The organism is Halorussus salinus (genome assembly GCF_004765815.2).
Taxonomy (GTDB): domain Archaea; phylum Halobacteriota; class Halobacteria; order Halobacteriales; family Haladaptataceae; genus Halorussus; species Halorussus salinus.
The window spans coordinates 623,153-635,952 of record NZ_SBIS02000007.1 but is presented as its reverse complement, the minus strand read 5'-3'; the positions used below and the strand labels follow the sequence as shown (position 1 = coordinate 635,952).

Below are 12,800 nucleotides of genomic sequence, written 5' to 3'. Positions count from 1 at the left end.
ACTACCGGTATTCCGAACACGGATGTAATTAGTTCCAGCTAAGAAAAATTTTTTATTCCTTCCGTAAATCGACTATTTTGTCGGGGCGGCCTGTTCGCTGGTACCGACCGAGCCGAAACCCCGACACGAATGGAATGACGGCAGACGATACCCGAGCCGACGACGAGTCGGAACCGGCGTCAAAGACGCGTCGGTATTTGCGAACAGCAAACCTTATCGTGCGGTTCATCGTCAACGTTGTCAAGCTAGTGGTCATGCTGACTACGTAAGTCGGCCCACTGACCCTACTTGCGACACGTAAAATCACCCCTCGGGACTAATACTCCCATCTTCGGGGTTTAACGAAGATGCTTCTCAGGATATTGTACAGCCAAATGGAATGACGGCAACCGCCAAGGAGAGCGGCATGGCGGACCAATTTCACGGCTTGCAACGCTTCTTGGTCCAGTCAGTGGCTTTTCTCCTCAGTGGCGGTCCGCTGGTACCACTTCCCAGTACTTTCTCTTCCTAATTAAACCTATTGGTGAGATAATCAGTTGTCTGGTGTAGTTTTCTATCTCATGACCTTCCACGCCTTCGAGACGCCCCGACTTTTCTATCCCCGGTTCCAAGGCCTCGACATGGATATCGTCGTGTTCGGCGCGGGAAGCCTCGGCAGTCTCGTCGGCGGCCTCCTCGCCCGCGAACACGCGGTCACGCTGGTCGGGCGCGACCCCCACGTCGCGGCGATTCGGGAGTCCGGTCTCCGGGTCGAAGGCGAGTTCGAGTTCACCGTCTGCCCCGACGCGACCACCGACGGGACCGACCTCGCGGCCGACCTCGCCGTGGTGACGGTCAAGGCGTTCGACACCGAGGAGGCCGCCCGGACGCTCGCCACCGGGCGAATCGACGCCGCGCTCTCGCTCCAGAACGGACTCGGAAACGAGGAGACGCTGGCGCGACGCCTCGACTGCCCGGTCCTCGCGGGCACCGCAACCTACGGCGCGGTCCGGGGCGAACCGGGCGCGGTGGCCTGCACCGGACAGGGGAACGTTCTCCTTGGACCGCTTGAGGGCGGTACCTCCGAGGCGGCCGACCGCGCGGGCCGCGCGTTCGCCACCGCGCAAATCGAGACCACCGTCGCCGACGACATGCCCCGCCGCCTCTGGGAGAAACTGGCGGTCAACGCGGGCATCAACGCGACGACGGCGCTCGCCCGCGTCGAGAACGGCGCGCTACTGGACGGCCCGGCCCGCGACGTGGCGGCCGACGCCGCCCGCGAGACGGCCCGCCTCGCCCGCGCCGAGGAGGTCGAACTGAGCGACGACGAGGCCGTCCGTGCGGTCGAGCGCGTCGCCGAGGCCACTGCCGTGAATAGCTCCTCGATGCGCCAAGACGTGTCGGCGGGCAGGCGAACCGAAGTCGAGGCCATCAACGGATACGTCTCCTCTCGCGCACGCGACCGCGGCGTCTCGGTGCCGGTCAACCGCACCTTAACGAAGTTGCTCCGGGCTTGGGAGCGCGAGCGCCCACAGGATTGAATTAGTCGGCCGACGCCCGTAGATGCGAGAAGCCATGCCGACCTACCGCCCGGTCCACCGTCGAGCGTCGAGTGGGGATTTCGACATACTGATTACCGCAGAAAGCAACTGTCGCCCATGAACGGCGCGCAGTTGCGGACGACGATTCTCGGGTTTCTCGGGACGTTCGCGATTCTCGGCCTACTGCTGTACTTCGTGGGTATCGAGGGGTTCGTCCAGAAGATTCAGCGGGCCGACACCGAGCTAGTCGTCCTCATCGTCGCTGTCACGCTCGGCTGGCTCGCCGCGTGGGGCTTCGGTCTCCGAACCGTCCTCGACGTACTCGGGGTGGACGTGTCGTTCGCCAAGTCCTTCTTCATCCTGAACGGCGCGATGTTCTCGAACAACATCACGCCCTTCGGGCAGGCGGGCGGCGAACCCGTCACCGCCCTGCTCATCTCGAAGGTCGCGGACACCGAGTACGAGCGCGGGTTGGCGGCCATCGCCAGCGTGGACTCGCTCAACTTCGTCCCCTCAATCGTGCTGGCGCTCGGGGGCGCGGGCTTCTACGCGACCCAGACCGACTTCGGCCGCCGCCTCCGACTGGCGACGATGGCCATCGTCGTCCTCTCGGTCGCGGTCCCCGTGGCCGGAATCTTCGGCTGGCGCAACCGCGACGCGCTCCGGCGGGCAATCGCGCGGCTCCTCGCGCCGGTACTCCAGTTCGTCACGCGCGTCGCGCCCGTGGACGTGGCGCTCAGTCGCGAGACACTCGAAACCCGCGTCGGCGAGTTCTTCGAGTCCATCGAGCGCGTGGCGACGAACCGACGCGGCCTGACGCTCGCGCTCACCGCCTCGACCGCGGGCTGGGTGTGCCAGATGGTCGCGCTCTGGCTGGCGTTCCTCGCCATCGGCGAGCCGATTTCGTTCTCGGTCCTCCTGTTCGTCGTCCCGGTGGGAGCTATCGCGGGAGTCACGCCGCTTCCCGGCGGCGCGGGCGGTATCGAGCTAGTACTCGTCGGACTGCTGGCGAGTCTCCCCGGCGCGGGAGTCGAGTCCGGCACCGCGCTCGCCGCCGTCGTTCTCTTCCGCGGGGCCATCTACTGGGTGCCCGTAACCATCGGCGGCGGCGTCGTGAGCGTCGTCGGCGTCGATTCGGTCTGAAAAACGAGTGCGCCCGCACTTCTCCGTTCGTCTCTCCCTGCGGCGAACCGCTCAGTCGATGTACCCGAGGTCCTGTAGCCGGTCTTTCGCGTCGTCGCTCATGTCGTCCAACACGTCGTCGTCCTCGACTTCCTTCCACTCGCCGCCGACGCTCTCCTCGAACTCCGAGAGCGCGCCTTCGAGTTCGACCTCCTCGTCGGTCTCCTCGCCGCGCACGTTCTCGGTCTCTCCGGGGTCCTCGTCGAGGAGGTAGAACTCGTCGGCGATGCGCTCGTTGCGGATGTACTTGGCGTCGGGGCGGCGCGCGGCCCGCATCCGCGAGTAGAAGCGCGAGTCGGTGTCCAACTCGATGTTCGCGTCGGCGGCCTTCTGCTCTAACTGCTTCAGTTCCACGACCGGCCGGTAGTACTCAACGAAGGCGTAGTCGCCCTCGGCGAACTCCCGGTAGTCGGCGGACAGTAGCGACCGCGCTCGGTCGAGCGGTTTGGTCGAACGCTCGGCCTCGACGCCGGTGTGGTCCAACACCGTGTGATAGAGGTCCACCAGTTCGACCTGTTGCTCCTCGCGGCGGCCCGACTCCATTTCGGGATGCTTGACCATCAGCGGGACGTTCACGAGCGGGTCGTAGATACAGAACTCGTGGCCGTAGAGGTCGTGTTCGCCGTGCAACTCCCCGTGGTCGGCGCAGACGACGACCATCGTGTCCTCCCACTCGTCGTTGTCCTGCATCCACGAGAACAGGCGCTGGAGTTCGGCGTCGATGTGGCGAATCTCGGCGTCGTACAGCCCTTCGATGGCCTCCCACTCGTCGTCGCTGATGTCGCGCGCGCCGCAGTTGTACTCCTTGGAGTTCTGGCAGACCTTCGTGGAATCGACGTTGGGGGCGAACTCCTGCTTGTACTCCTCGGGCGGGTGGTACGGCAGGTGAGCGTCCATCAGGTTGATGAACGCGAAGTAGTCGTCGTCCGCGTCGTCGATGAACTCCATCGTCCGGTCGATGACCTGCGGGGTCTTCGAGTCGGCACCCTCGCCCGACGCGGTGTACTCGTGAATCTTGTTGCCGACGCTGACGAGGTAGTCGGCGGCCTTCCGCAGAGTAGCGTTGTCGTTCATCGTCTTCCACGCCTTCGCCAGCGGTCCCGAGAGGAAGTCGCCGGGCATCACCTCGAAGAAGTTGTCTTGGTCGTCGAAGCCGTCGGTGAGGTGAGTGTAAGGGGTAATCCACGCGTTCGAGGAGTAACACGCGGTGTCGTAGCCAGCGCCCGAGAGCGTCTCGGCGAGCGTCGTCGCGCCCTCCAGATACGGGTTCTCTTGGCTCGCGCCGTGTTCGCTCGGATACATCCCCGTGAACAGCGAGGCGTGAACGGGAAGCGTCCACGGTGCGGGGGAGACCGCTTGCTCGAAGACGGCCGCTTCGTCGGCGAACCGCTCCAAGCCCGGCGTCGTCGGTCGGTCGTAGCCATAGACGGAGAGGTGGCTCTTGCGAACCGTGTCCATGACCACGAACACGACGTTCCCCGCGGCGTCGTCGTTGGTCATACCGTAGCGTCCAACTCCCGGCGGGATAAATATCCTGATGTTAGCCGCGTTCTACGGGAAGAATCGAGACGTTTCGCGGCCGGAAATACGGGCTTAGAAGGGGGCCTGCGGGCCTTCGTCCTCGTCGCCGTCGTCGCTCGTCTCGCCGGGGAACGAGGGACTCATGCCGCCACCGCCGCCGCCGTGGCCGCCGTCGCCGCCCATCCCGGTCTCGGCGTTGACTTTCTCGATTTCGGGAATCTCCTTGACCATCCGGCTCTTGATGGCCTGAATCGTCATCGGGGAGATGCCACAGCCACTGCACGCGCCGCCCAACTGGATGTGGACCGAGCCCTCCTCGCGGTCGATGTTCTGGATGGCCGCGCTCCCGCCGTGCATCTGAATCTGGGGGAAGTTGCGCCGCAGGAAGTTGCTGACGCGCTCCTCCAAGTCGTCCCCGTCGTCCTGAGTCTCGGTGCTCATACGGCGGGGTAGGGTGTGTGCGTTCTTAGACCTTTGGTTCACCGCCGTTCGTCTGCTATTCGTGCTACTCCGTGCGTCCGGCGACGATGTCGGCGACCCGGTTCCGGTCGAACAGCCATTCGCCCTCGGGAATCTCGGGGTAGTGGTCGCCGTCTTCGTAGCGGGGCCACTCGCCGAAGATGTCGGGGTAGAGTTGTTTCGCTCCCATCTCTATCTGGAACAGGTTCATGATGGGACCCTGATATCGCATCCCCGCGGCGTGTACGCGGTCGTTCTCGACCGCTTTCAGTTGGCTCCCGCTGGCGTTTTCTTCGAGTTTCGAGCGCGTGTCGGCCATACTGTAGCTCGGCGTGATGCCCCAGAGGTGGAGGATAACGTCGGGGTCGGCTTCCAGCATCGTCTCGTAGTCGACGGTGCCCCACAGGCTCTGCCAGTCCTCGTCGGCGAAGGCGTCGTTCGCGCCCAGCGGCCGGGTGTCGGCCAGCCAGTAGCCCGGCTTGTTGAGGTGGTAGGTGTAGAACGACTCGCCGTCCTGCGCCAGCGTGACCCGGACGGCACTCGGACGCTCGTCTTTCGGCGGAAGCTTCTCCCGAATCGAGGAGACGAGGTTCGAGTGGACTTCCGCCAGCGCCTCGTACCGCTCGCGCTCTCGGAACACGCTGGCGACCTTTCCGAACAGTTCCCAGAGGTCGTAGTACTGGTAGTCGTCGTACCCGTCCGGGGCGGGGGCGCGAGTGCCGCTGTAGAAGTTGCCGAACCACGGCGAGAGTTGGGTGGCGATTTCCTCTACGTCCGACTGGTTCCAGTTCTTCTGCGTGGTCGCCCACGCGGGGTCGGCGAGGTGAACGTCGCTATCGAGTTCGTACAGCAGTTCCTTGGAGAAGCTATTGCTCAGGGGGTCGTGCAGTCCCTCCCAGTCGAACGAGACGCCGTCGAGGTGGTGATTGTAGTGGTTCATCGTCGTGCCCGACATCTCCGGCACGTACACCGAGTTCACCGCGTCGCCGTGGCCGAGTGCAACCGCCATGTCCGCGTACTGCGGGAACACGGTGAAGACGTTCTCCGGGACGGCGTCGAACTCGACGGTTCCCACCGGGGACATCGACACCGAGTACCCGCCGCCGGTTTCCGTCGTCGTGGACTCGGCCGTGGTCGTCTCGGTCGCCGTCTCCGACGCGCCCTCCTCGGTCGTCTGTGTCTCGTCGCTCGCTCCGTCGCCCGTACATCCGGCGAGGAGCGTGCCGGTGCTGGCCGCGCCCGCGCCCTTGAGCAAACTCCGCCGGGTCAGTCTCGAAGCCGGTGTCTCTCGCATGTATTTAGGCTACCCTAAACCCCGACTTAGGCATTTTGGTATGCCCAAATTTCTGTCTTCCACGAACCACGTTCGGAAGGTCGCTTCGTGGAACGCACGCTACATTCGATATAGCAGAAAGTGATTTATCAGGTCGAATCGGGCGACACGCCTCGCTCTCGCATCCAATCGGTCCGTCGGACGAGCGCCGGGTACGCGCGGAGCGACGCCCGGAATCGCCGAAAAATGGAGTATCGGGGAATCGCTGACGGGGCGGGCTACTCGTTTCCGGACTCGAAGCCGAACACGCGCCGCAGTTCGGTCTCTATCTCCTCGACGTAGATGTCGAGCATCTCCTCGACTTTCTCGTCTTTCACCACGATGCCCTGTACGCGCTCGACTGGATTTTCCGGGAGGTCGATGCGGAACTCGCCGTCGCCCTCGTAGAAGGGTTCGCTCTCGTTGAGAATCTGCTGGTCGATGGCGTGGATGAGTTCCGAGTCGTACCGGTCGTTGAGCCGGTTGAACGCGTTCTTGTACGCCTTCTGCAACTCGTTGAAGTAGTGGACGTACTTGTCCTCGAACTTCTCGGGGTCGAAGTCGGCCATGCCCGGCGGTTGGGTCACGACGAACAAAAGTGAGACGATTGGTCGATTTCGCGAGTCACCGGGGACCGCGGCTTCGCGGTCGGAACTGCGGTCGAACTCGCAGTCGGTCGCGCGGTCAGGGCGTCACGCGGTCGGGGTCGCGCGGGAACAAGATGGCTTCCTTGATGTTTTCGAGGTCGGCGACCTTCTGGACGAGGCGGTCGATGCCCAGTCCGTAGCCGCCGTGGGGCGGGATGCCGAAGCGGAACGCTTCGAGGTAGAACTCGAAGTTCTCGGGGTCCGCGCCCTGCTCGTCCATCATCTGCTCCATCGTCTCGATGTCGTGTTCGCGTTGGCCGCCCGACGAGAGTTCCTGACCTTTGTAGATGAGGTCGAACTTCCGGGAGGCGATGTCGTCGCCCGACACGTCTTGGCGGTAGTAGAACTTCTCGTTGGGGTAGCCGACGACGAAGAACGCGGGGTGGCCCTGCTCCTCGAAGTACTCGCCCAGCAGTTTCTCGCCCTTCGTGTCGAGGTCGTCGCTGTCGTCCGGAACGTGGTCGAACTCGGTGGCGAGGATGTCGCGGGCCTCCTCGAAGGTGATACGCGGGAACTCCTCGGTCGGCACGTCGAGGTCCACGTCGAGAACGTCCAGTTCGTCCTGTGCGTTCTCGGCGACCTGCTCCAGCGCGTAGCGCAGGGACTGCTCCTGTACGTCCATTACGTCGTGGTGGTCCTCGATGTAGGCCAGTTCCACGTCGAACATCGCGATTTCGGAGACGTGCCGGGAGGTGGCGAACGCTTCCGCGCGGAACGCGGTGCCGGTCTCGTAGATTTTGTCGAACCCGGCGGCCATCAGCATCTGCTTGTAGAGTTGCGGGCTCTGGGAGAGGAAGACCTCGTCGCCGTAGTAGACGACCGGGAACAGCTCGGCACCGCCCTCGGCACCCTCTTGGGAGATGAGCGGCGTGTCCACGTCCACGTAGCCCTCGTCGTCGAACCACTCCTCCATTGCGCTCATCAGCTTCGAGCGCAGGGAGAAGACGGCGTAGTTCTCGGGTTTGCGGAGGTCGATGGCACGGTTGTCGAGTCGCGTCGAGAGGTCCGACTCGATGTCCTTGGCGACTTCCATCGGGAGGGGCGTGTCGGACTCGCTGATGACCTCCAGTTCGGTCGGGGCGAGTTCGACGCCGCCGGGCGCTTGGTCGCTGGCCTTCACGCGGCCGGTAATCTGAACTACGTCTTCCTTGTGGAGGTCTTGGGCGGCCTCGAAGAGGGCTTCGTCGTTCTCCTCTTTGAATACGGCCTGAATCTGGCCCTCACGGTCGCGCACGATGATGAAGGTCAGCCCACCCAAGTCTCGAATCTCGTGGACGTGCCCAGCGATGGAGACAGTCTCACCGTCCTGTTCGGCAGAAATCTCGTCGGAGTACGTTCGGTCAATCATGGCTCGCAGTGGTCTCAGTATTTGTCCCGTCTCTCCCACACGTATTTATTCTCTCCGACTACAGGACGGCCGGACGCGTCCGATACGGCCGATTCCTCGGGTGGTTCGCCCGACCGATTCGGTCGCTCCTCGGCGCTCGGCGCGGTCGATTCGCGGCGCTGGGAGACCGCCGGTGAGTCGGCCGAGGAGATTACATAAATCTTCTACCGCTATACGAAATCGTCCCTTCGGCAACTCGGTCGGTCCTCCTCGGATCGCCGAGAATCGACTCCTCGCTACCGAACACGCCGGAACGTCCGACGTATGAGGATTAATACCGATTACCTTACCGTCGCAAGTCACTTGACGATGGTCTGGATACAGGCGAGCGATGACGTTTCCGAATTTCCCGGACAAACACGGCGCAGAACCCCTCGTCACGCCCGAGGAGCACGCCGATTACCGCGCGTCGCAGGCGGACGGCGACGTGTCAGAACCGCCCGAGGCGGTCGTCCTGTGCTACAGTCGCGGGTTGATGGACTACCTGACCGAGACCTACGAGGGCGAGACCGTGGACCACTACTACGGGCAACTGTACTGCTTCGCAGACACGGATTACACCGTTGGCGTCATGGGTAACTTCGGCATCGGCGCGCCGACTGCCGTGATGCTACTGGACGAACTTATCGCCGACGGCGTGGAGGCGTTCCTCTCGGTCGGCATCGCGGGGTGTCTCGACGAATCGGTCGAGATGGGCGAGTTCGTCGTTCCCGACCGGGCCATCCGCGACGAGGGCACGTCCCACCACTACGTCGAGTCCGAGAAGTACGCCTCCCCGACCGACGAACTATTCGATGCGACGACGGGACTGCTGGACGAGCGCGGCGAGACCGTCCACGTCGGCCCGACGTGGACGACCGACGCCATCTACCGGGAGACCAAGCGCGAGGTCGAGGAGTACGCCAACGAAGGCGTCCTCACCGTCGAGATGGAGGCCTCGGCGGTGTTCGCGGTCGCCGACTACCGCGGCGCGGACGCCGCCGCGATGTTCGTCGTCAGCGACTACCTCGGCCTCTCCGACTGGGAGCCGAAGTTCCACCTCACGAGCGAGGACGTGCAGAATCTCGGCGACACGGCGAAGGACGTTCTCACCGAGTACGTCGAGTAGTCCGGAACGGTCTCGAAATCAGCCCAACTGCTCGCCGACCAATTCGTCGGCGAGCGCGACGAACTCGTCTTCGGTCCCCTTGGGCACCGTCGCGCCCGCGGCGACGTTGTGCCCGCCGCCGTCGCCGCCGACGGCTTGGGAGGCCTCGCGCATCACGACCGAGAGGTCCAGACCCCGGCGGGTGAGCGAGGGCGTGCCGCGCGCCGAGACTTTGACCTCCGTCACCTCGCCGCCCTCCTCGTCGCTCTCCTCGGTCTTCTCCGCGAACGCGAGGATGGGCGTCCCGCGGTCGATGCCCTCGGCCCCGACCGCCATCCCGGCGACGATGCCGACGATGGTCTCGCGGATGCGGTCCTCGGCGTGGAACCACTGGACGTTCTCCTCGGTCTCGACGCCCTCGCGCTTGACGAGTTGGAGTCCCTCGGAGAGGTTCCGGCGGTGGTTCCGCAGGAGTTCTCTTGCTTGGTCGAGTGCGCCGTCGCGGTCGCCTAGACACACCGCGAGTCCCACATCGGCGCGCTCGTATCTGGCCGTCGCGTTCAGGAGCGTCGAGAACTCGCTCACGTCCCGGAGTTCGGTCCCCTCGGGTTCGTCGGTGAGGGTGTAGGCAGTTCCGACGAGTCGGTCGATTTTGTCGGGGGAGACGCCCTTCGAGAGCGCGCGCTGGATGAGCGCGTTCGAGACGGTACTCCGTTCCTCCTCGGTCAGGTCCACCCAACAGCGCCACTCGCCGTCGTCGTCCTTGAGTCGCACGTCGAGTCCGTCCAAAAATCGGAGGACACCGTTCTCGTTGTTCGTGATGCCGGGAATGCGCGTGTCGCTCGAATACTCCAGCATCTTCGGGAGCGGGCGGGTCTGCTTGCCGTACATCGCCAAGTCGGTCCGGGATTCGACGACGCCCGCCTCCTCGCCCTCCGCGACGATGGACTGGTTCGCGCCGACCAGCTCGCCGTCGGTGGTCTGCATGTCGCCGACCGCACCGACGACCGCGAGTCCAGCCAAGTCGCGGTTGTCGGTCCCGTTAGACTCCAACGCGCGTGCGAGGACGTACGCCGCGCCCGCGCCCGAGAGTTCCGACGACCCGTCCACGTCGAACAGGAGCGGATTCAGGTGGAACTCCGTGTCGGGGTCGGCTGGCTGGTGGTGGTCGGCGATGACGGGCGTGAAATCGCCCGCCTTCTCGTGGTCCGCGATGATGTCCAACTGGCCGCTCCCGAAGTCGGTAAAGAGGACGGTTTCGTAGTCGGTCGCCGCGATGGACGCTATCTCCTCGGCGTCCAACTGCTTGCTGAAGACGGTCTCGAACGGAATTCCGGCGCGTTCGAGCGCCGAGGAGGCTATCGCGGCACTCGTCAGGCCGTCGGCGTCGATGTGGGACGCGAGCAACACCTCGTCGGCGTCCCGCAGTCGGTCGGCGCATCGAGCGGCGCGGTCGGCGAGGGCGGGGACGGGACCAGCGGAAGCCATTCGGGGAGAGGTAAGTCGCTATTACGTATAAAGTTCTGTGTCTCGCTCGTTTCGGACGTTAGGTGGCGGGATTCCGACCTCCGGCACTCGCTCCACGTTTCGGACCGGCGCGTGCTGACGCGGTCCTCGTGACCGCGAGAACGCGAGCGCGACCGCGGCGCGTCCTGCGAGAGGAGTCGCCGAGCGTTCGCCGGTGGTCCGCGTCACCGGCCGCATCCAATCGACGGTGAAAATCCGCCAAACAGCGGTTCGAGAACCGGCGTCGCCAGCGAATCGCTACTCGTGGTACGTCGGCGCGGCCGCTTCCACGACCTCGCAGGCCAACTCCTCGAAGTCGGCGACCTCGGGAACCACGTCAACTTCGATGCCCTCCGCCTCGGCCGTCTCCCGAGTCGGTTCGCCGATAGCGCCGACGACCGCCTCGTTCAGCCCCTCGATTGCCTCCTCGCGGACGCCGCGCTCCTCGGCGGCGTCCAAGAAGTGGGCCACCGTCAGCGAAGAAGTGAACAGAGCGGCGTCGAGACCGCCCTCGGCGGCGAGTGCGGCGGACTCGCCCGACCCCTCCGGCCGGACCAATTGATATAGCGTAGTTTCGTTTACGGCCGCTCCGGCGTCCCGGAGACCGTCGGTCAGGACTTCACTCCCGTGGTCGCTCCGGGCGACTTCGACGCGCTCGCCTTCGACTTCGCTACCGAGCGCTTCGACCAGTCCGGACGAGGAGTACTCGTCGGGAACGAGGTCCACCTCGTAGTCAGCGTCGCGGAGCGCGTCGGCGGTACTCTCGCCGATTGCGCAGACGGTCGCGTCGCCGGGGTCCCACCCCGCGTCGGCGGCCAACTCCACGCCGGTCTTGCTCGTCAGAATCACGTACGCGCCGTCGGCGGGCGCGTCGCCAGTCGGCCGGACCTCCAGCATCGGGTCGGCCACCGGGTCGGCACCGAGTGAGTCCAGCAGTTCGACCGCCGCGGCGAGTCGTTCGTCGTCCGGGCGGAAGACGGCCGCGCGCACGTCGCGTCGGGTTCCGCTCGTCATCGCCCCGCGTCGCGTTTCGCTTCGGGCGTCTCGTCGCGCTTTGCGGCGGCGATGAGGTCGTCGGCACCGCGCTCGGCGAGGTCCGCGGCGAGGTCCTTGGCGGCCGAGACGTGGTTCTCGACGGGCACGTCACGGCTCGCCTCCACGATTTCCGAGCCGTCTTGGGAGAACACCTGCACGTCCACGTGGACGTTCTCGCCCTGAATCAGGCCGTGGACGCCCATCGGCGCGACGCATCCGCCGCCCAACTCCGCGAGGAGGGTCCGTTCGACGGTCGTCTCGACGCGGGTCCGCGGGTGGTCCAGCACCGTGTTCAGGTCTTCCGCGAGGTCGCCGTCGAGCGCCGTCACCGCGAGCGCGCCCTGCCCCGGCGCGGGCACGAACTCGCTTTTGGGCAGTTCCACGTATTCGAGGTGGTGGGCGAGACCGCTACGCTCCAGTCCGGCCTGCGCGAGGACGATGGCGTCGAACTGGGTCTCGACTTCCCGTTCGAGTGCCCGGCGCTCGACCTCGGCGAGGTCGTTGAACCACTCCTCGACGGTCCGGTCGAACTCGCCCTCGTACTCCTTCTTGTGGCCCTTCTGGGCCATCGCCTTGTCGGACTGCTTCTCCTTCTCGGCCTCGGTCCGGCGCTCGTGTTCTGCCTGCAGCGCGGGCGCGAGGAGCTTCTCGGCGCGGGTGTCCACGTTCCCCCGGAGCGGTTCGACGTTCAGGTCGGGCCGACGGTGGAGCAGTTGGGCCTTCCGCCGGAGGCTGGACGTGCCGACCGTCGCGCCCTCCGGTAGCTCGTCCAGTTGCGTCCCGTCGGGCGTGATGAGTACGTCGTTGGCGCTCGCGCGCTCGGGGATGGCCGCGACGACTAGTTCTTCGGGACTCTCGGTCGGCATGTCCTTCATCGAGTGAATCGCGCCGTCCAGTTCCCCGTCGATTACCTTCTGGTCCAAACTCCGGACGAACGCGCCGGTCTTGCCGAGTCGGTGGATGAGTTCGTCCTGAATCTCGTCGCCGGTCGTCTCGACTTCGACCAGTTCGACCGAGAAGCGTCGGTCTTCCAGTGCCGCCTTCACTTCGCCCGCCTGCCGGAGCGCGAGGTCCGACCCCCGCGTGGCGAGGCGTATCTCGGTGCCGTGGTTGCTCATAGGAGAGGGTCGGCGTCGGAGGTTGA

General features: G+C 65.1%; 11 protein-coding genes. 3 read left to right on the top strand and 8 right to left on the bottom strand.

Annotated features, from left to right (window positions below; genetic code table 11):
• The first annotated feature begins 620 nt into the window (after positions 1-620).
• Complete coding sequence (locus EPL00_RS16815; protein WP_135853833.1) at positions 621-1,520, top strand: ketopantoate reductase family protein; 900 nt, start codon at positions 621-623, stop codon at positions 1,518-1,520.
• Between the two features lie 117 nt (positions 1,521-1,637).
• Entirely contained in the window at positions 1,638-2,663 is a 1,026-nt protein-coding gene (locus EPL00_RS16810) for a lysylphosphatidylglycerol synthase transmembrane domain-containing protein (protein ID WP_135853289.1), read from the top strand.
• 51 nt (positions 2,664-2,714) lie between these two features.
• Here the strand turns inward: EPL00_RS16810 and EPL00_RS16805 are convergent, their stop codons facing one another.
• From EPL00_RS16805 to aspS, 5 genes are all read right to left on the bottom strand, one after another.
• Complete coding sequence (locus EPL00_RS16805; RefSeq protein WP_135853290.1) at positions 2,715-4,202, bottom strand: sulfatase; 1,488 nt, start codon at positions 4,200-4,202, stop codon at positions 2,715-2,717.
• 93 nt (positions 4,203-4,295) lie between these two features.
• Positions 4,296-4,664 (bottom strand): NifU family protein, encoded by a 369-nt coding sequence (locus EPL00_RS16800; RefSeq protein WP_135853291.1) that lies wholly within the window; start codon positions 4,662-4,664, stop codon positions 4,296-4,298.
• A 64-nt stretch (positions 4,665-4,728) separates the two neighbouring features.
• Positions 4,729-5,976, bottom strand: a complete 1,248-nt coding sequence (locus EPL00_RS16795; RefSeq protein WP_135853292.1) for an ABC transporter substrate-binding protein — start codon at positions 5,974-5,976, stop codon at positions 4,729-4,731.
• A gap of 257 nt (positions 5,977-6,233) precedes the next feature.
• Positions 6,234-6,563 carry a DUF5783 family protein gene (locus EPL00_RS16790; RefSeq protein WP_135853293.1) on the bottom strand — a complete coding sequence of 110 codons (330 nt, stop codon included), beginning with the start codon at positions 6,561-6,563 and terminating at the stop codon, positions 6,234-6,236.
• A gap of 115 nt (positions 6,564-6,678) precedes the next feature.
• The gene (aspS, locus tag EPL00_RS16785; protein ID WP_135853294.1) at positions 6,679-7,989 is read right to left on the bottom strand and encodes an aspartate--tRNA(Asn) ligase; all 1,311 of its coding nucleotides are present in this window, start codon (positions 7,987-7,989) and stop codon (positions 6,679-6,681) included.
• Between the two features lie 370 nt (positions 7,990-8,359).
• Between aspS and EPL00_RS16780 the strand changes: the two genes are divergently transcribed.
• Positions 8,360-9,136, top strand: a complete 777-nt coding sequence (locus EPL00_RS16780; protein WP_135853295.1) for a nucleoside phosphorylase — start codon at positions 8,360-8,362, stop codon at positions 9,134-9,136.
• 18 nt (positions 9,137-9,154) lie between these two features.
• Here EPL00_RS16780 and EPL00_RS16775 read toward each other — a convergent pair whose 3' ends face one another.
• From EPL00_RS16775 to hemC, 3 genes are all read right to left on the bottom strand, one after another.
• Positions 9,155-10,603: a single-stranded-DNA-specific exonuclease RecJ gene (locus EPL00_RS16775; RefSeq protein WP_135853296.1), complete on the bottom strand. Its 1,449-nt coding sequence runs from the start codon at positions 10,601-10,603 to the stop codon at positions 9,155-9,157.
• Positions 10,604-10,879: 276 nt separating this feature from the next.
• Positions 10,880-11,635, bottom strand: coding sequence for a uroporphyrinogen-III synthase (locus EPL00_RS16770; protein WP_135853297.1), 756 nt, complete (start codon positions 11,633-11,635; stop codon positions 10,880-10,882).
• Complete coding sequence (gene hemC / locus EPL00_RS16765; RefSeq protein ID WP_135853298.1) at positions 11,632-12,774, bottom strand: hydroxymethylbilane synthase; 1,143 nt, start codon at positions 12,772-12,774, stop codon at positions 11,632-11,634. The genes EPL00_RS16770 and hemC overlap by 4 nt, the downstream gene beginning before the upstream one ends.
• Positions 12,775-12,800 lie beyond the last annotated feature (26 nt).